The organism is Pigmentiphaga litoralis, from assembly GCF_048632615.1.
GTDB lineage: Bacteria > Pseudomonadota > Gammaproteobacteria > Burkholderiales > Burkholderiaceae_B > Pigmentiphaga > Pigmentiphaga litoralis_B.
Window position 1 is genome coordinate 130187 of the sequence record NZ_CP184480.1, and the last position, 18497, is coordinate 148683.

Below are 18497 nucleotides of genomic sequence, written 5' to 3' on the forward strand. Positions count from 1 at the left end.
CCCGCCTGACCCTCGCAGGCGCGCTTCACATGCATTGATGCGCTAGCCGATTGATGCGTTAGCCATTTCAAACCCGGGCGCGGCGCTGTCAAGAACGATCCGCCCGCCCCGCTTATGTTGCGTCGTTGTGCCCGATTACTTGAATCGCAGGATTCCAGGCGGGGGGCACGCACGCGCTCGAATCCTCGAACTTCGAAGGACGGCAACATCATGCCAACCCCGTTTTCGGCACCAACGCGTTTTCTGCAGTCGCGGATCGGCTATGCCACCGTGTGTGGCATGTTGCTCGCCGCGGTGTACAACCAGGCGTTCTGGACACGGTTCGTGGAAGCCATGCCCATCACATCGGCACGCGATGGTCTGTTCGTCGTGCTCCTGTTCGTATTTCTTGCGTGGTTTCATACTGCGGTCCTGCTCCTGGCGCCTGGCCGCCGAGCAATGCGATGTCTTGCGGCGGCGTTGTTTCTGACGGCATCGATCTGCGCGTATTTCACCGACACCCTTGGCATCATCATCGACAAGGACATGATCCGCAACGTCATGCAGACTGACGTGACGGAGGCGTCAAGCCTGCTCAATGTGAAACTCGTCGCTTACGTCGTACTACTGGGCGTGCTGCCGGCATGGGCGGCATTCAAGGTGCCTTTGCACCCCAGTCCCTGGAAGCGCGAGCTGGCTCGTCGTGCTGTGTTCGGCGTGTTGAGTGGTGCGGTGTTGCTCGTTGCATTGCTGCCGTTCACCGGGCACCTGGCATCGTTCATCCGGGAGCACAGACCGCTCCGTGCAATGATCAATCCTGCAAGTGTCCTGTACGCCTCTGCCACATTCCTGCGTACGGAATGGCGGAGCGCGCCGACAGTCGTCGTCGACATGGATGGCGATGAAACACGAGCGCCAGGTTCCATGGGCATCCGCCCGCTGCTGGTCGTACTCGTCGTGGGTGAGACGGCACGGGCCTCGGACTTTCAGCTTTACGGTCACGGCCGCTCAACCAACCCGCGACTGTCGGCCCTTGACGATCTTTACCGTTTCGAACGGGTAGCAAGTTGCGGCACCGCCACCGCCATTTCGTTACCTTGCATGTTCTCCGGACTTGGGCGAGACAACTTCGATGTCACGGTGGCGCAAGGCCGCACCAATCTGCTGGATTCGGTGGCTGCCGCGGGTGTCTCGGTCGAATGGCGCAACAACAATTCGGGATGCAAGGGGATCTGCGGCCGCGTGCCAACGGTGAATATGAGCAGCGACGTGTCCAAGGATCTGTGCACTCAAGATTACTGTTTTGATGAAATCCTTTTGACAGGACTCGAATCGTCTATTGCATCGACGTCAGGGGATCAATTGAAAGTGCTTCACCAGATTGGCAGTCATGGCCCTGCCTACTGGCGGCGATACCCCAAACGGTTCGAGGTCTTCACCCCCAGTTGCGAGTCGACCAACCTGTCTTCGTGCTCGCTTGATGAGATCCACAATGCTTACGACAACACGATTCTCTACACCGACTACGTTCTGGGCGAGCTGATCGACAAGTTGAAAAAGCTGTCCGACCGATACGACTCGCTGGTTTTGTACGTGTCGGATCACGGAGAGTCACTTGGCGAGAAAGGCGTCTATCTGCACGGCGCGCCCTACATGATTGCGCCGCTCAATCAGACGCATGTGCCGATGCTGATGTGGATGACACCCGGGTATCAACGCAGGTTTTCCATCGACACGGCGTGCCTTCGGCAAATGCAAGGGCGCTCACTCAGCCACGACAATGTCTATCACACCGTGTTGGGTGCGGTCGGCGTGTCGAACAAGCGATACGATGCCAGTCAGGACGTGGTAGCAGGGTGCCGCGGCACAGGGCGTTAGACCAGACCCGAAACTCTGCAGATCTCACTCACCAAATGGATGGATTGCATGACAGACGAACAACACACCGCTGCAAGGGAAACGATTGTCACCGCACTTGCAGAGGCACAAACCATGCTCGGCCAATTGTTGAAAAATGAGGCTGCGCTCTTGGCGATTGCTTCCGCAGCTGCAGTCATGGTGGCTGCATTGCATCGAGGTGGCTGCATTTACGCGTGCGGCAATGGGGGCTCAATGAGTGACGCCATGCACTTTGCAGAAGAATTGACCGGACGTTTCAGGGACACCAGACGTGGCTTTGCCGCTCAAGCCATCAGCGACGTCGGGCATATCACATGCGTGGGGAATGATTTTGGCTACGACCAGATCTTTTCTCGATACATCGAAAGTCACGGTCGCAAAGATGACTGTCTGTTTGCCATCAGCACCAGTGGCACCAGCGCAAACGTCGTGAGGGCAGCCCAGGTCGCAAAAGACCTGGGACTGGACGTCATAGTTCTGACGGGCCGTAACGGTACTGCGCTGGAAGCCTTAAGCACCGTGTGCATCTCCACCCCGGGTGGGAAGTACGCAGACCGGGTCCAGGAGCTGCACATCAAGGTGATTCACATCTTGCTGGAATTGATAGAACTGCATTTTTCGCAGGATGGGAACATCAATTCTGGTACAGCTCTTTTTGCAGCTTCAATTGTTCCGCAGTGAAGACGGGCGTGACGGGGCGCGTATCGTGGCTCAAATTGTCCGTGTGTACCCATGTCCCGCCTTGACGCTCGAGCGAGTGGTCCGGCGACGACCACTCGCCGTTGCTGAACACCCAGCCGTCAGAGGCTTCCATTTCTCCCTGCGAGGAACCGCGCGATGTTGCAGGCTTGATCGAGCCATGGGGCAGTTTGTCGTTGTGAACCCACTTTCCGTCGGCTTTCACTACTGAATGAGGGGACCGTTGCCATTCGTTGTTGACCAGCGTCCAACCGTCGGTGCTGGCCGCCGCATTGCTTGATGTGGGGCGGGACATTTTCTGCTCTGTGCCGTTTCTTGCGGTGTCGGCGGCGACAGCGGCGGACATACTTCCAACGAAGGCGAGCAGGGCGATGGCGATGGTGCGATTCATGATTGGATCTCCTGAAGTTGACACTGCGGCATTCGCAGTTTTCGAGGCGCTGTGAAGCTGAAGCCTTGGTATCAACTATAAGAATCCAGCGCGTACAGGAACATGGCGTTGCGATGACAAATGCGTCATCTATCTGACGAGAACATGAGCGTTTCGTTCATGTTCCCACGGTGCTCGCCTCATCAGGCAAGGGCAACCTGATCTCGACTTCCGTGAGCCCTCCCGACGACCTCGCCGTGACCTGCCCACCATGGGCGTCCACTATGGACTTGACGATCGCCAGTCCGAGGCCGCTGCCGTCGCCGTTGCGTTGTCGTGAAGGGTCCACGCGGTAGAACCGATCAAAAATTTTCGGCAAGTGCTCGGGGGGAATGTCGATCCCGGGGTTGGTGACGCTGATCTTGCACCATGTCCCCTGGCTCGTGAGGTTCACTGTGACGGCATGCCCGGCCAAGGTGTGGCGTATCGCGTTCGAAAGCAGATTGCTCAGCGCGCGCCTGAGCATCAGTTGATTTGCCGACACAGTGATTGGTCCACCACTGACGCGCAACGCAATGGACCGCTCCTCGGCGAGTGCCTCGAAGAACTCGAACAGCGCTTCTACTTCGGCTCGCGCTTCAAGCACGGCAACCTCCTTGTCCCCGAGCGTATTGTCGGCTCGTGCCAGGAAAAGCATGTCACCGACCATCTTGCTCATGCGATCGAACTCTTCCTGGTTCGAATACAGAATTTCTCGGTACTGCGCGTCGGTTCGCGCCTGCGCAAGCGCAACCTGGGTCTGTGTGGTCAGGTTGGTAATGGGTGTGCGCAGTTCGTGGGCGATGTCTGCGGAAAAATTGGATAGGCGGCTGAATCCGTCTCCGATCCGTTCGAGCATGTCGTTGAACGACGTGGCCAGGGGCACCAGTTCGACGGGGAAAGCCTGCGGCTCGAGCCGCACATCGAGTCGATCGGAGGTGATGCCGCGAATCTTTCGGGTGATATGACGGATCGGTGCGATGCCGTAGTAGGTCGCCGCCCAGGTGAAAAGGATGGCGAAGAGGCAGGCAATGGCTGTGGTCAACCACAGGATCTGACGAAATCTGTCGAGGTACATTGACTGCGAATTCATGTTGATTGCGACGGCTATCCGCCAGTCTGCCGCGCTGGTTTTGGCACCGGTTCGAACGCGTACCGCGGCTCCGCGGAAGCGATCCCTCCCTTCCAGCCAATTGACCAGCGCATCTTCGTTCACCGTTGAGTCACGCAAGTCAGGGGAGAACAGCCTGCTCAGGTCAGTGCCCGGACTGCCATAGCGGAGTCGGCCTTTGGCGTCGACCACGTTGAACAGGAAAGCGCCATGGTGGCCCGCCACGGTCTGAGAAATTGCCGCGGCCGAAATGTCTGGCGGCGCCGTTTCAGGCAACTGGTTCAGGCGTTGATGAATGGCACTGACGACCGCGTTCAGTTCGTCTGCATCCTGCTCGGCGAAGTGCCGGTCGATGGAACGCTCGATCACAATACCGAGCGCGAAAAAAATAACGGTTACGGCCGCGCTGATGGCAATCGTGAGTCTCAGCACGAGCGAGATGGGCCGGCGTGCGGCGAGGCTAGTCGCCATTGGGCGCATCCAGCATGTACCCCATGCCTCGGACGGTGTGGATCAGCTTTGGCTCGTAGCCATCGTCGATCTTTACGCGTAGCCGACGGATGGATACATCGATGACGTTCGTGTCACTGTCGAAGTTCATATCCCAAACCTGCGAGGCGATCAACGAACGTGTGAGGATCTCTCCCTGGCGCCGGACCAGAAGCTCCAAAAGGGAAAACTCCTTGTTGGTAAGGCCGATCCTGACTCCATTCCTGAGCGCTTGTCGCCGAGAGAGGTCGAGTATCAGATTCGCGACCTCCAGCTTGTCCAAAGCCACCGGCGCGGTGCCTCGTCGCAACAGCGTCCTGACGCGAGCCAGCAACTCGGAAAAGGCGAATGGCTTGATCAGATAATCATCGGCACCCAGTTCCAGACCCTTGACCCGGTCGTCGACGCTGTCGCGCGCAGTCAAGAACATAACGGGCGTCATCGAGCCGGCGGCGCGTAGCCCTTTCAGGATTCTCCAGCCGTCGACATCCGGCAGCATGATGTCCAGGATGATCAGGTCATAGCGCTCGCTCGACGCCAGGTGATGACCATCCAATCCCGTGCGCGCAATGTCGACAACAAATCCCGACTCGACGAGTCCCTGACGTAAATAATCTCCTGTTTTCACTTCGTCTTCAACGATGAGAAGTTTCATCTTTATTCCCTGGTTCACGTACAGCCGCCACAGACGGATTTCTGATCACCATAGTAGCGAGGTGCACCATACTGGCAAATTACGCTGACATGACAACTGTGTAATGTCCGCTTCCTATAGCGGCATCTTGGCTCGTTTTTTTTATTGGACGCCAAAGGTTTCTAGGCGCACTTCTCGCTGCCTTGATTGAAAGAAGTGACCGCAGGCTGGGGTTATTGCTCAGCCTGCGGTCACGGGCTTGCGGCGACGCCGGTTCTGCTGATCGCTCAGATGATTTGTTGCCCGGGTATCTGACAATCTTTCTTGGCGATGAAGCCGCCCGTCTGGTTCAGGCAAGTCCGTTCCTGCATGCGTTTGTGTGGTTGATCGCGGTCCCTCTCGCACTTGCCTGTGCGTAATGCATGTGCTGGCCAGCCGCAGCCCGAGCCAGCAAACTTGCAGGCATGCTTGGCCTTTTGTCAGTGCGCCCGCGACAGATCTTGTCCTACTCACGGTTTGCGCAGGTTCTTGGCCTGAGCGCGACCGCAGGACGGTCAGTTGCATTCAGCGCCGGAACCGCAACGCATTGGTGGTACTGCCGTGGCGCTCGCGGTGCCGGGAGCCATTCCAGTGCTGCCTGCGGTCATCATGACGCAGACACTGGTGGAGCTGTTTAGCGAGCTGGTGTACGTTTGAGTGCTTGCTCGACTTGGTCAAGAGAGGCCTCCAGTTCGATGACTACCTTGAACGCATCGCTTGATCAGCAAGTCTGGCGTTCTCGGCAGCGATGCCTTTGCGTTCGCTGTATCGGTCGGTGAGGTACTCGCTCCGGTCTCGAATCAGCAGGGTGAACTTAACCAGCTCTTCCATGACATCGACCACGCGGTCGTAATACGCGGAAGGCTTCATACGGCCGCTGTCATCGAACTCTTGAAATGCCTTTGCGACCGACGACTGATTGGGGATCGTGACCATCCTCATCCAGCGACCCAGCACACGCAGTGCATTGACGGCATTGAACGACTGCGAGCCCCCCGACACCTGCATGACGGCCAACGTCCGGCCTTGCGTCGGCCGCACACTTCCTGCCTCCAGCGGCAGCCAGTCGATCTGGCTCTTGAATATGCCGGTGAGGGTGCCATGCCGTTCCGGGCTGCACCACACCTGGCCTTCTGACCATAGCGACAGCGCTCGCAACTCGGCCACCTTCGGATGGTCGCCTGGCACGCTGTCGGGTTGCGGCAGACCGGCAGGGTCGTAGATACGAACATCGGCGCCAAGGTGGGTCAAGATCCTTGCGGCTTCTTCGACAAGCAATCGGCTGAAGGAGCGCTCTCGCAACGACCCGTAAAGCAGCAGTATGCGCGGTGCGTGTTGGGAACCCTGCGCCAACTGCAGGTCTTGCAGCGTTGGCGCCGTGAGCAGCGCTTCTTTCAGCGCGGGCATTGTCAGGTCTGATGTGACGCTTTTCATAGTGGGTACCAGGTTCAACATTTCGGAATGTACCGCTTACCCGGCAGGTTGCGCTGGACTGACCGTCCACGCTGTACTGCGGAATGATAAAAAGGGCGCGCACGGGATAGGCGCCTCGGCGCTACCCTGCATGACCAGACACGGCTCAGCCGATACGCCTGCCTTCGCGTCAATGACAGGCTGCCCGTCTTCCTTGGTGAACGCGCAACGATGCGCCGCGGGAAGGATTTCGAGAACCTTTTCCGAGGGCCTGCTCAGGCACACGCCGTTCGATGTGACGACGAAATGGGTTGTGGTAAATCATAGTGGACGACATTTTTTGCTTGCCTCATTGATCATTGATTCGAATATACTAGAAATATGGAAATGAAAACAGCAGCCAGGGCGCTCACCGCTATCGGCAACGAGTCGCGCCTTCTCGTCTATCGCATGCTTATCGAGGCCGGTCCGGCTGGACTGCCCGCCGGCAAGCTGGCCGAATTGGCACGCATGCCGCCATCGTCCCTCTCGTTCCACCTCAAAGAGCTGGTGCATGCCGATCTGTTGGAGTCTCGGCAAGAAGGACGCTTCGTCATCTATGCCGCGAAGTACCAGACCATGAATGACTTAATTGGATTTCTGACCGAGAACTGTTGTGGCGGCAACCCCTGCATGCCAGTTGCGGAACAGTGTTGCGACATCCAAAACACGCCCCAGGATTGAACTGTCCTGTCACTCACCACGGATCCAAGGAACTCGCATGACCGACAAGGTTTACAACGTTCTCTTCCTCTGCACGGGCAATTCGGCGCGCAGCATCATGGCTGAAGCTCTCGTCAGCACCCTGGGGGAAGGTCGATTCAAAGGCTTCAGTGCCGGAAGTCACCCGGGTGGTGAGGTCAATCCTCTGGCGGCTGATAAAGCCCGTATTACCGGCTACGCGACTGACGCGCTACGCAGCAAAAGCTGGGACGAGTTCGCAGCTCCAGACGCGCCGAAAATGGATTTCATCATCACCGTGTGCGACAACGCTGCGGGCGAAGTCTGCCCCATCTGGCCAGGCCAGCCCATTTCCGCACATTGGGGATTCGAAGACCCTGCTGCGGTTCAGGGCACCGATGCCGAAAAGCAGCGCGCGTTCGACAAGGTGTTCAAGCAGATTGCGAATCGCATCAAGATCTTCGTCAACCTCCCGGTAGCCACGCTCGACAAAACGGCGATAAGACGGGAGCTGGCTGCAATTGGCGAGCGGCCGGTCGACGCCTGATTGCCGCTTGTTCTGAAAAGGGGCCGGTTGGCCCCTTTTTTGTGTTGATTCTCTAATCTTGCTGCCCCAATGATCCTTGCCTTCGCCATATTTGTAGCCACGCTTGTCCTTGTCATCTGGCAGCCCCGCGGCCTTGGCATCGGCTGGAGCGCACTTGGCGGCGCGATCATTGCGCTGCTGTGCGGCGTCATCCAGCTATCCGACATTCCGGTCGTTTGGGACATCGTCTGGAACGCCACAGCCACTTTCATCGCCGTCATCATCATCAGCCTGTTGCTGGACGAAGCGGGCTTCTTCGAATGGGCCGCTCTGCACGTGGCGCGCTGGGGCAAGGGCCGCGGCACGGCATTGTTCGCGCTGATCGTGCTGCTGGGGGCGGCCGTCAGCGCGCTGTTTGCCAATGACGGCGCGGCGCTGATCCTGACACCGATCGTCATCGCCATGCTGTCGGCGCTCGGCTTCTCGGCCGCAGCCACGCTGGCCTTCGTGATGGCGGCAGGCTTCATTGCCGACACGGCAAGTCTGCCGCTGGTCGTGTCCAACCTGGTGAACATCGTGTCTGCCGATTTTTTCGGCATCGGGTTCAACCGGTATGCATCGGTCATGGCGCCGGTCAACGTCGTTTCGGTTCTGGCAACACTGGTTGGGTTGTTCCTCTACTTCCGGTCGTCGATCCCGGTACGGTATGACGCCACGCAACTGGCGGTTCCTTCCAAAGCCATTCGCGACCGTGCGACCTTTGGCGCCGGCTGGGGGGTGCTGGGCCTGCTGTTGGTCGGCTTCTTCGGCCTGGAGCCATTGGGTGTGCCTGTCAGCGCGGTCGCCGCGGTGGGCGCGGCAATCCTTCTTGCCGTTGCGGCGCGCGGCCACGTGATCGATACACGAAAGGTCTTGCGCGGCGCACCGTGGCAGATCGTGATCTTTTCGCTAGGCATGTACCTGGTGGTGTATGGACTGCGCAATGCGGGCCTGACCGATGCACTGGCACAAGCACTTTCCTGGCTCGCAAGGCAGGGGTTGTGGACCGCAACCATTGGTACCGGCGTCGTTGCCGCGATGCTGTCCTCGATCATGAACAACATGCCCACCGTCCTGATCGGCGCGTTGTCCATCGATGCCAGTCAAGCCAGTGGTGTCATCAAAGAAGCGATGGTGTACGCCAATGTAATCGGCAGCGACCTCGGCCCCAAGATCACGCCCATCGGCAGTCTGGCGACGCTGCTCTGGCTGCACGTGCTTTCGCGCAAGCAGATCCGCATCAGTTGGGCCTACTACTTCAAAGTAGGTGTCGTTCTGACCACTCCAGTATTGCTCGTGACACTTTTGGCATTGGCCGCGCGATTGTCCTTGTTCTGAGCAAAGCGTACCCCCCGGACCGGTGACCACCCAGACGCAATAACAGAAGCATGGGGCCTTGGCAAAAGTACCGTACATGCTGCTCAAGGATGTGCGGTAGGGAGAGATGTACAAGTTACTTTCACACGAGACTGCCGAATAGCTTGCACCGCACCGGCGCCCTGTCTCGTGCACGTCTCGCGCAAGTGCATGTAGTCGGCCGCCGTCTCTGTCTGGACGTCGATGATTGAGTTGATTGGCACCACATGTTTTCGGTGCGCGATTTTCGTTGCTCGCACCTTGCGAAAGAAGAACCCTCTGTACACATCACCCTACGCGCCGTTCTGAGCTAGCGCCTCAAATTCCTTCATTACATCGCCTGTATGGCACCGATTGATCGCGGGTCTTTCTTTGTAGCCGCGTGCCAATGCACGTTGTTAACACATCGTCGACACTTCAGCACATCGCCAAACGACGTGGCACGGACGTAGCGCGCCGGGTTCTCCCCGGACGGTAGTGCGGCGAAGTGAGCCTCCCCGCACGGCATCTTCGCGTCTGCCTTGCTGCGCAGGTCGTCGGTAAGCAGGCTGCTCTTGGTCTCGACGACGAAATACAGCCGCTGCGCGTCGTCCTGGTCGAACAGGATGGCCCAGTCCGGATTGTATGGCCCCAGCGGCGCAGGCACCTTAAACCAGCTGGGTAGCTTGGCTTAGAACACCACGCCCTCGTTCTTTTCCAACGCTTATGCGAAGTCGCGTTCGGTGGTCGAGTCGTAGATGACGTGCTCATGGATCGACCGTTTGGTAACTTGCAGCATGTTGCGCAGGTAGCCCGTCAGCTTGTCCTTCGAACAGCTCGTAGAAGTGCTCATCGCCTATCTTTTGATACCTGAGGCCGTCCCCCAATGCCAGGCGCTTGCAGCGGTTGATGATTTCCGCGGTCTGCTCGATGATTTGCTGCGGGTTGCGCTCGAAGTCGTCCAGCCGGCCGCTCTTGGTTAGGATGGTAATGATGCTGCGGCGGGTGAGCTGTGTGCGATCCTGCAAGTCGGTCAACGAGTCCGGCAGCTCTATGTCGGTCTCATTGCGCACCACTGGTGCCAATACGCTCGTCTCGGTAGCCTGTACGCCGGCCTTACCGTTTGGCGTTGTCGAACTGCACGCGGTAGGTCGTCTGGTGCTTGATGCGGTCCCACAGCGCCTTGAAGGCTTCGGATAGGTAGACGGCCTTGCCGTCCCAGACTGCTGAACAACTCCCTGTTTTCCAGAACAGGGGGTTTTGTTCTTCTGGACCAAGCGTTTCAGGCGAAGATTAATTGGTCGTCGCTGACGCCCGCGTTTTTGATGATCATGCTCAAGAATGAGCGCCACGAGTCGCTCAAACTATTACGAAGCGACGCTGAGCGCAATAAAAGGCGCGCAAGCACCAGGGCGATCTTCTTCATGTTCTGCGCGGCAGCGGCCAACAGGCATTGCTGGCGTACCTTCGCCATTCCTCGCATGCGGGCATAACGATGGCCGTGCAATTGCTTGGCATCGTCCCACACGTGTCGCACGATCACCTTGGTGTGGTTGGCGCTTCGCGTGCATTGAGCACGCTCAACGCAGCCACCGCAGGCGGCTTTATCCGAGTGGTACTCGCGGTAGCCAATCCGGTTGGTTGTCTTGTAGGGGATGACCTGGCCCTGCGGGCAGCTATAGCTATCGGTAATCGCGTCGTAGTGGTATTGGCGTTTGTAGAAATACCCGTCGTGGTGGTTCGGCCGACGATGGCCCATCACGCCCAGGATGCTGCGTTGCTCAAGTCCATGACACACCGCAGGCGTGTAGTAGCCGGCATCGAGTCCCACCCATTTCACATCGAACCCGAACCGCTCACGTCGTCGATCGAGCCGGCTCAAGTAGGGCTGGCTGTCGTGCACGATCGCCGTCACATGGGTGTCGGGAATGATGTTGTGTTTGGCATCGACCGTGCGGTGGTCGAGATAGAAGAACCCTTTGGGCTTGCCTTCTCGCACCATGTAGTCACTGTCTGGATTGGTACGGCTGACCTTCTTTTCCTGGGTCGGAGGCGCCGCGTCGTCATCGTCTTTTTTCTTGGGCAAAGGCTTCTTGCCATGAGCGGCCCGGTCCTCTTCGACCGCGGCATCCAGCGCGGCCAGGTACTCCGACGGCTTCTGCTCGACCTGCACTACGTCAAACTTGCTCTTGTTGGCGCTGGCCTTCAAATGCGTGCTGTCGGTGTACAGCACCTTGCCGCCCACCATGCCACGGCCCATCGCCTGCATCAGAATCTCATCGAAAATTTCCTGATAGATCGTGCTGTCGGCAAACCGCCTGCGCCGGTTCACCTACAGCGTCGAGGCATCAGGGACCTTGTCGGTCAGTCGCAGATCCAGGAACCACCGGTACGCCACGTTGACCTGCACTTCCCGCATCAACTGCCGCTCGCTCCGGATTCCGAACAGGTAGCCGATGAACAGCAGCTTGAACAACACCACCGGATTGAGCGCCGGGCGCCCATTGTCCGAACAATAGAGGTGCGCCACTTTGGGCCGGATGAATTCGAAGTCGATCACCGTGGCAATTTTGCGCAGCAAGTGATCGCACGGAACGAGTGACTCCAGGGTCACCATTTCCAGCGCGTGCTGGTGTGTGGGGCCGGGGCGCGTAGCATGCCCCAATTATGTGACGCTGAAAAGGTGGGCCTGGATCGCGTGCCATCAGGCCGAAAGCTATACCGCCTTGCCCGTAGGGTCGCGGTAGGCCAGCAGCCGCAGCGCGTTGATGACGACCAACAAAGTCGAGCCTTCGTGAACGGCGACCGCCGGTCCGATCCCGAGACCGAGGATTGTCGCCGGCACGAGGAAAGCGACAATACCCAAGCTCACGAACACGTTCTGGCGGATGATCCCCCGCGTGTGGCGGCTGAGGCCTACCGCAAACGGCAAATGCGTCAGGTCATCGGCCATCAGCGCAACGTCGGCCGTTTCGAGGGCGACGTCCGAGCCCGCCGCACCCATCGCGATACCCACCGTCGCACTTGCCATTGCCGGAGCGTCGTTGACGCCGTCACCGACCATGGCGACCTTGTCCTCACCCGCAAGTTTCTTGATCGCCGCGACCTTGTCCTCAGGCATGAGATCGCCCCAAGCTTCGTCGATCCCGACATCCTTGGCGATGGCCTCGGCCACCTTCTGATGGTCGCCTGAGATCATGATCATGCGCAACACGCCCATTTCATGCAGGCGGCGAATAGCGGTCTTGGCAGCCTCGCGCGGCGTGTCCATCAGGCCGATCGCGCCCAAGTCGCGATTGCCCTTGCGCACGACCATCGTGGTGCGTCCGCCCTCGCGCAGCTGCGCAATGGCACTCGTCGCCTCATGCCCCAGTGCCGGAATGCCTTCGCTGCCGAACATCTCGACCTTGCCGATCCACACGGTCTCTGCATCAACCGTGGCGGTTACGCCGCGCCCTGTAAGGCTTCTAAGGTTGCTTGCTTCAGGCAGCTCGGCAGTTCCCAAGCGCTCGCCGCCATCCTTCACGATTGCTTGCGCGAGCGGGTGATCGCTCAAGGCCTCGACTGCCACAGCAAGCGCGAGCAACTCGGTTTCACTCGTACCGCTGACGGGCACCACATCAGTGATGCGAGGGCGCCCTTCCGTCAGCGTGCCGGTTTTGTCGAACGCGATAGCCTTCAGCGAACCAAGGTTTTCCAGTGGGGCGCCACCTTTCACCAGCACACCGCCACGCGCTGCCCGAGCTACGCCCGACAGCACCGCACTGGGCGTCGCGATGGCGAGGGCGCATGGGCTCGCCGCAACCAATACCGCCATCGCGCGATAGAAGCTGTCGCGGAACGGCTCGTCGATCACGACCCAGGCGAACAGCAATGTCACGGAGAGGATCAGCACCGCCGGGACGAAAATACGTTCGAACCGGTCGGTGAAGCGCTGGGTCGGCGACTTCTGCGTCTCCGCCTCGCTCACCATCTTCACGACCTTGGCAAGCGCAGACTCGTTGGATCGCCGCGTCACCTCGATTTCGATCGCGGCTCCGCCGTTGATCGTGCCGGCGAACACGCGGCTTTCTGCATCGACCGCATCGGGCCTGGCGCGGGCGACCTCGACGTTGCCCACCGGAACCTTGTCGACCGGCATACTCTCGCCGGTGACGGGTGCCTGGTTGATCGCGCTCGTGCCTTTGATGATGAAGCCATCGGCGGGAAGCCGTTCGTTAGGGCGAACGATGGCGACATCGCCGATTGCCAGCTTCTCAACCGTAATTTCAACTGTCTTCCCGTCGCGACGCACGGTCGCGGTTTCGGGCGCAAGCTCGGCCAGCGCCTCAATCGCCCTTTTGGCGCGGCCCATCGCATAATGCTCGAGCGCATGCCCCAGGCTGAATAGGAACAGCAGGAGTGCGCCTTCGGCCCACTCGCCAAGCGCGGCGGCACCGGCCGCCGCGACCAGCATCAGCGTGTCAATCTCGAACTTGCGCAACCGGAGATTGTCGATCGCTTCGCGCAGCGTGAAGAAGCCGCCGAAGCCATAGGCGGCAACGTAGAAGGCAGTCGGCAGCCATTCCGGTACGCCTAGGGCCAATCTACTGATGGCAAAGCCGATCCCTAGGAGCGCACCGCACGCGAGCGCAAAGATCAATTCGGTATTGGGACCGAGAAAATCTGCATGGGCATGGTCATGATCGTCGCCCGGACCGTGCTTTTTTTCGCCATGCACGTGACCACCCGGCTCATGGCCGTGTCCGGCATGGTCATCGACCTCGACCTGCCGGACCCGCTTGAGCCCTAGGCCACCTAGCGCATTGATGACCGTGCTTTCGGTCACCCGTTCGCGATCGAACTCGACCCGGACCGTACCGGCTGCGCTGGCATTGATCTGGAGAATGCCGGGAACTGCGCGCAGAGTATCCTCTACCGTTCGGGCGCGGCGCTCATGGTTGATGCCTTGCACCTGCCACACGGCATGGCCGTAACGCCCGCTGATCGCCGCGCCTGCTGCCCGCACCATCTCGCGGACACGCGGCAGCGGCAGCACCGCAGGATCGAAGTGGATGCATAGCTTGGCCGGCGTTGCGCCTTCCGCCGCGACGACATGCGCCCGATCGACCCCGGGCTTAGCACTGAGCGTCGAAACGAGCCGGCCAACGCACGCATCCGCCGCGTTCGGTACTTCGGGCAGCAAGACGGGGACTTCGAGTTCGAGCTTGTCGGTCATGGCTTGCCGTCCTTGTCGGTCTTGGTTTCAGCGCGTGCGTCGCGCAGGATTTCGATGCCGCCCTTGATCGCGATGATTGCAGTCGCGAGTCCGACCAACAGATCCGGCCAGTTGGTGCCGAGCCACAGCACCAGCAGGCCGGCAATCAGGATGCCGCCGTTCGAGATGAAGTCGTTGAAGCTGAAAGTGGTGGCGGCGCGAAGATTCACGTCCTTTTGCTTCAGCCGCTGGAGCAGCCGCAGGCAGATATAATTTACGATCCCAGCGACCGCCGACATGATCATCATTGTCGGTCCGATCGGGTCGCTGCCCTGCAAATAGCGGCGTCCGACATCGACAAGAATGCCTGCAGCAAAGAGCAGCAGCATCACACCGGATGCGGTCGCGGCCCGGGTCTTCCAGGTCTGACCGTGGCTCAATGCGACGAGGCTCAGCGCATAGACCGCTGTGTCGGAGAGGTTGTCGACACCATTGGCAATGAGTGCGCTAGAATCCGCCGTCAACCCGGTGGCGAAGAAGCCAATGGCAATCGCCGCGTTGAAGAGCAGAACCATCCACAATGTCCGGCGCTCGTCCGACGCCCGCTGGCCTGAAGACGTCATGCCATAATCTCCTCGACGAGCAAAAGCGTGAGAAAGCCGACGAAGAACATTGCACTGATAAGTGGTGATTCCGGCTTCTCGTGCGCCTCGGCCAGCAGCTCCTCGGTAACGAGGTAGAGCAGCGCCATGAGCCCGAAGCTCAGAAACCCGGTGATCCACACCGGCTTCAGCAGCGCTACCGGTTGCGCGACCAACGCGCCGATGGGGACCAGCAGCGCCAGCATGCACGTCAAGCCGATCGCCTTCATCTTGCGATATCGGCCCGCCAGATCGTTGGTGAGGGTCAAGGCCAGGAAGAGCACTTCGAGAGTGAGTGCGACAGCCAGCAGCGTCCCCGCCTTCTCACCCGCGATGAAAGCAAGCCCCAGAACTAGGCCGTCGATAGCAAGATCGAGCCCGATTGCAGCGAGGAGCGCGACAGGTCCCGCGAACCGGCTTTCCGCCGCCTTGAGGCCCAGCATCACCGTAACGCCCAGCGCGCCGCCGATCAGGGTGGCAGTCGGAGAACCGCCATGCTTCACCAGCGGTAGGATCTCCGTCGCAGCGGCTGCGAACACTACGCCGGCTGCCAGATGCTGCATGGCTGCGACGAGCTTCGCACCCGGGGTGCGCCACCCGGCCAGGAGCGCCCCAAACATGATAGCAATCATGGGAATCAGAGCGAATTTAAGGGCTGCCAAGGTCAGAGCCCTTCCGTACTTGAGCGAGCGATCACAAGTTTGTCTCCTTCGTGCACAGGATCGGACGCTTCCCCGGCTCTTCAATCTTGATTTCGTTGCCCTTGAGGGTCGCGCTGGCCGTGTCGCCTACATACTGAAGGCCCTGCATCGGCGCAGTGAGAATCAACGGTGCCACGCTCGCATCGCGCCCGTTAGTCCTCATCCTTGAAGTCGATCAGGATCTTCCGTTTGTCGTCGCAACGATACGGGTGACGACCTCGCATTCCGTTTGGCAAACCACTGTCATTCGCATGAATTTCATGTTCGTTGGAGGCCCTTTGCGGGGCTCTTGGGAACAGCCGCTCAACTCTAGCGCCGCAGCAAATGCAGCATGCACGAATACAAGATGAAATGGTAACACCTCCGCATCCGGTTACTTTTGACACCGTGGCGCGCAGCCGTACTTCGGCCTTTCGAAGCCTGCTGGACCGATAAACTCCGTAGATGCCGTTCCAAGCACGTATCCGACCGTACGAGCCTGGCCTGGAGCTTGCGGCGCACCAGTGTCGCCAATGGACCGGCCAAGAGCCCCGAAAAGCGGATACTACGGCGTATGCAGGTGCACGTAGGCTCGCTTTCCAGCGCATAGGCTTCCTCAAAAAGGAGGAGCTTCGCAACGCCTGCGCTCCAGGCGAAAGCCTCTGGTTTGTCTACCCGGGTGATGTCAGCCTTGGCCGTCATCGATTCGTCGATCCTGCTGATGCGAAAGGTATATGTGGCCTCGCCACCGACGCTTCGACGTGCTCGTCCGTCTGCCGGACAATGTCCGCACCGACATCGAGGCACTAAAGCGGATTCCCATTGCCCTGCCTAAATCTGCCGCAGATGCGGGTACGTCTTTCATTCCACTATCCGAAGTCGCAAATTTCGACTTGGCGCCTGGCCCAAACCAGATCAGTCGGGAAGATGGCAAGCGGTGGGTCGTGGTGAGGGCGAACGTCCGTGGTCGGTATCTGGGTTCTTTTGTCAACGAAGCTGAGCAGAAAATGGCTTCTTCGGTGCAAATTCCCGCAGGTTATTGGAGCACCTTTGGAGGTACTTTCGAACAGCTGGAGTCGGCGACTACCAGGCTGAAGCTCGTCGTGCCCATAGCCTTGCTGCTCGTCTTTGTCCTGTTGTTCGCAATGTTCGGGAACCTGAAAGACGGGCTGATGGTGTTTACAGGCATCCCATTCGCTCTGACCGGGGGCATCCTTGCGCTATGGCTCCGCGCATTCCGTTGTCCATTACCGCAGCAGTAGGGTTCATTGCGCTGTCTGGCGTAGCCGTTCTTAACGGTTTGGTCATGGTCTCGTTCATCAGCGGACTGAGACAGGAAGGCAAGAGCCTGGACGAAGCCGTCCACACCGGCGCGCTCACTCGATTGCGACCCGTGCTAATGACGGCCCTTGTCGCATCGCTCGGCTTTGTGCCGATGGCGTTGGCGACAGGGACGGGTTCAGAGGTGCAGCGACCCTTGGCAACCGTCGTTATTGGCGGGATCGTCTCGTCGACGGCGCTGACTTTGCTGCTTTTTCCTGTGCTGTATCGATGGGTACATCGGCGTGAAGCTGACCGGCAGGCCAACGCCGCAATCGCCTAACCGAGGGTGCGATCCGCAATCGGATCGCACCTTACTGGCACCGTACTGGAGACACTTGCAATGAATGCAGCAAAAGCACACTCGCATGACCATGCCGCGGGTAGCAGCCGTAAAGCGCTGATTCTGGCCCTTTGCCTAACCAGTTTTTTCATGGTCGTCGAAGTCGCGGGTGGACTTTTGACACAGAGCTTGGCGCTTCTGTCAGATGCGGCGCATATGTTCACCGATGTTGCAGCATTGTCTATCTCATTGCTAGCCATCAATCTTGGCAAGCGGGTTGCAGACAGAAAGCGAAGTTTTGGCTATTACCGATTCGAGATACTTGCTGCGGCTTTCAATGCTTTCTTGCTCTTCGGCGTCGCGATCTACATCCTGTATGAAGCATACGCAAGATTGAGCGCACCGCCACAGATCGAGTCGGGGGGATGTTGATCGTGGCCGTCATTGGGCTGATAGTCAACGTGATCAGTATGCGACTACTCAGTGCCGGCAAGGATGCCAGTCTGAATGTCAAAGGGGCGTACCTCGAAGTCTGGGCGGATTTATTGGGCTCCCTTGGTGTCATCGTGGGCGCGCTGGTCATTCGCTATACCGGATGGACTTGGGTTGATTCCGCGGTGGCGGTGTTGATCGGCTTTTGGGTATTGCCACGGACCTGGGTGCTACTGAAGTCCAGCCTCAACATCCTTCTTGAAGGCGTCCCCGAAGACATCGATTTCGGCGCAGTAAAGAAGACCCTGTTGACGGTGCCGGGGGTACTGTCACTACACGACCTGCACATTTGGGCACTTACCAGCGGCAAGACCAGCCTGACCGTTCACGTTGTGGTGGACGCAAATGCTTCCGCAACCGAACAGGTGCTCCCTGCGATCCGTGCGATTCTGGCAAAGGAGTATGGCATCGGTCATGTCACCGTTCAGTGCGAGCTAACCCCTTGCGAACAGGCTCCCTGGGACCATCACTATTTGCCAGCAGGCACAGGTAACGCAGAACCTCCAGATCGTCATTGACGCGTATGCAAAAAAACCAGGCCTCGATCCTGATCCGGTCATCATACAGTGCTATGCGCGGTGGTTTTATCGAA

Annotated in this window: 12 protein-coding genes and 6 pseudogenes; 8 read left to right on the forward strand and 10 right to left on the reverse strand. The window is 59.1% G+C overall.

The features are described 5' to 3' along the window. Positions 1 to 210 precede the first annotated feature (210 nt). Positions 211 to 1857, forward strand: coding sequence for an MCR-12 family phosphoethanolamine--lipid A transferase (gene mcr-12, locus ACNANG_RS26325; RefSeq protein ID WP_407792291.1), 1647 nt, complete (start codon positions 211 to 213; stop codon positions 1855 to 1857). A 48-nt stretch (positions 1858 to 1905) separates the two neighbouring features. Continuing rightward, complete coding sequence (locus tag ACNANG_RS26330; RefSeq protein WP_420227700.1) at positions 1906 to 2559, forward strand: SIS domain-containing protein; 654 nt, start codon at positions 1906 to 1908, stop codon at positions 2557 to 2559. Here ACNANG_RS26330 and ACNANG_RS26335 read toward each other — a convergent pair. From ACNANG_RS26335 to ACNANG_RS26345, 3 genes are all read right to left on the reverse strand, one after another. Continuing rightward, complete coding sequence (locus ACNANG_RS26335; RefSeq protein WP_407792293.1) at positions 2513 to 2968, reverse strand: hypothetical protein; 456 nt, start codon at positions 2966 to 2968, stop codon at positions 2513 to 2515. The genes ACNANG_RS26330 and ACNANG_RS26335 overlap by 47 nt on opposite strands. Before the next feature lie 157 nt (positions 2969 to 3125). Continuing rightward, positions 3126 to 4568, reverse strand: a complete 1443-nt coding sequence (locus tag ACNANG_RS26340; protein ID WP_407792294.1) for a heavy metal sensor histidine kinase — start codon at positions 4566 to 4568, stop codon at positions 3126 to 3128. Continuing rightward, on the reverse strand, positions 4558 to 5241 hold the full coding sequence (locus ACNANG_RS26345) for a heavy metal response regulator transcription factor (protein ID WP_407792295.1): 684 nt from the start codon (positions 5239 to 5241) through the stop codon (positions 4558 to 4560). Before ACNANG_RS26345 ends, ACNANG_RS26340 begins: the two co-directional genes overlap by 11 nt. Before the next feature lie 237 nt (positions 5242 to 5478). On the opposite strand from ACNANG_RS26345, the pseudogene ACNANG_RS26350 reads away from it, so the two are divergent. Further along, positions 5479 to 5916 (forward strand): annotated as a pseudogene (locus ACNANG_RS26350) (arsenic resistance protein); the annotation flags it as partial. A 42-nt stretch (positions 5917 to 5958) separates the two neighbouring features. Here ACNANG_RS26350 and arsH read toward each other — a convergent pair. Both arsH and ACNANG_RS26360 read right to left on the reverse strand, forming a co-directional pair. Beyond that, positions 5959 to 6693, reverse strand: a complete 735-nt coding sequence (arsH, locus tag ACNANG_RS26355) for an arsenical resistance protein ArsH (RefSeq protein ID WP_407792296.1) — start codon at positions 6691 to 6693, stop codon at positions 5959 to 5961. Positions 6694 to 6858: 165 nt separating this feature from the next. Further along, positions 6859 to 6978: pseudogene (locus ACNANG_RS26360) on the reverse strand (arsenate reductase); the annotation flags it as partial. Between the two features lie 75 nt (positions 6979 to 7053). Here ACNANG_RS26360 and ACNANG_RS26365 point away from each other — a divergent pair. The 3 genes from ACNANG_RS26365 to ACNANG_RS26375 all read left to right on the forward strand — a co-directional run bounded on the left by ACNANG_RS26365 (position 7054) and on the right by ACNANG_RS26375 (position 9295). Further along, positions 7054 to 7395 carry an ArsR/SmtB family transcription factor gene (locus ACNANG_RS26365; RefSeq protein WP_407792297.1) on the forward strand — a complete coding sequence of 114 codons (342 nt, stop codon included), beginning with the start codon at positions 7054 to 7056 and terminating at the stop codon, positions 7393 to 7395. A 37-nt stretch (positions 7396 to 7432) separates the two neighbouring features. Further along, positions 7433 to 7939, forward strand: a complete 507-nt coding sequence (locus tag ACNANG_RS26370) for an arsenate reductase ArsC (protein ID WP_407792298.1) — start codon at positions 7433 to 7435, stop codon at positions 7937 to 7939. Between the two features lie 69 nt (positions 7940 to 8008). Beyond that, positions 8009 to 9295, forward strand: a complete 1287-nt coding sequence (locus ACNANG_RS26375) for an arsenic transporter (RefSeq protein ID WP_407792299.1) — start codon at positions 8009 to 8011, stop codon at positions 9293 to 9295. 436 nt (positions 9296 to 9731) lie between these two features. Here the strand turns inward: ACNANG_RS26375 and ACNANG_RS26380 are convergent. The 5 genes and pseudogenes from ACNANG_RS26380 to ACNANG_RS26400 all read right to left on the reverse strand — a co-directional run. After that, positions 9732 to 10510: pseudogene (locus ACNANG_RS26380) on the reverse strand (restriction endonuclease subunit R); the annotation flags it as partial. Between the two features lie 64 nt (positions 10511 to 10574). Continuing rightward, a pseudogene (locus tag ACNANG_RS26385) lies at positions 10575 to 11950 on the reverse strand (IS1182 family transposase). Positions 11951 to 12008: 58 nt separating this feature from the next. Continuing rightward, on the reverse strand, positions 12009 to 14510 hold the full coding sequence (locus ACNANG_RS26390) for a heavy metal translocating P-type ATPase (protein ID WP_407792300.1): 2502 nt from the start codon (positions 14508 to 14510) through the stop codon (positions 12009 to 12011). Further along, the gene (locus ACNANG_RS26395) at positions 14507 to 15112 is read right to left on the reverse strand and encodes a cation transporter (protein WP_348691020.1); all 606 of its coding nucleotides are present in this window, start codon (positions 15110 to 15112) and stop codon (positions 14507 to 14509) included. The genes ACNANG_RS26390 and ACNANG_RS26395 overlap by 4 nt, the downstream gene beginning before the upstream one ends. Next, the gene (locus ACNANG_RS26400; protein WP_407792301.1) at positions 15109 to 15792 is read right to left on the reverse strand and encodes a ZIP family metal transporter; all 684 of its coding nucleotides are present in this window, start codon (positions 15790 to 15792) and stop codon (positions 15109 to 15111) included. The genes ACNANG_RS26395 and ACNANG_RS26400 overlap by 4 nt, the downstream gene beginning before the upstream one ends. 767 nt (positions 15793 to 16559) lie before the next feature. On the opposite strand from ACNANG_RS26400, the pseudogene ACNANG_RS26405 reads away from it, so the two are divergent. Both ACNANG_RS26405 and ACNANG_RS26410 read left to right on the forward strand, forming a co-directional pair. Continuing rightward, positions 16560 to 17413 (forward strand): annotated as a pseudogene (locus ACNANG_RS26405) (efflux RND transporter permease subunit); the annotation flags it as partial. 60 nt (positions 17414 to 17473) lie between these two features. Continuing rightward, positions 17474 to 18423: pseudogene (locus ACNANG_RS26410) on the forward strand (cation diffusion facilitator family transporter). The last annotated feature ends 74 nt before the right edge of the window (positions 18424 to 18497 follow it).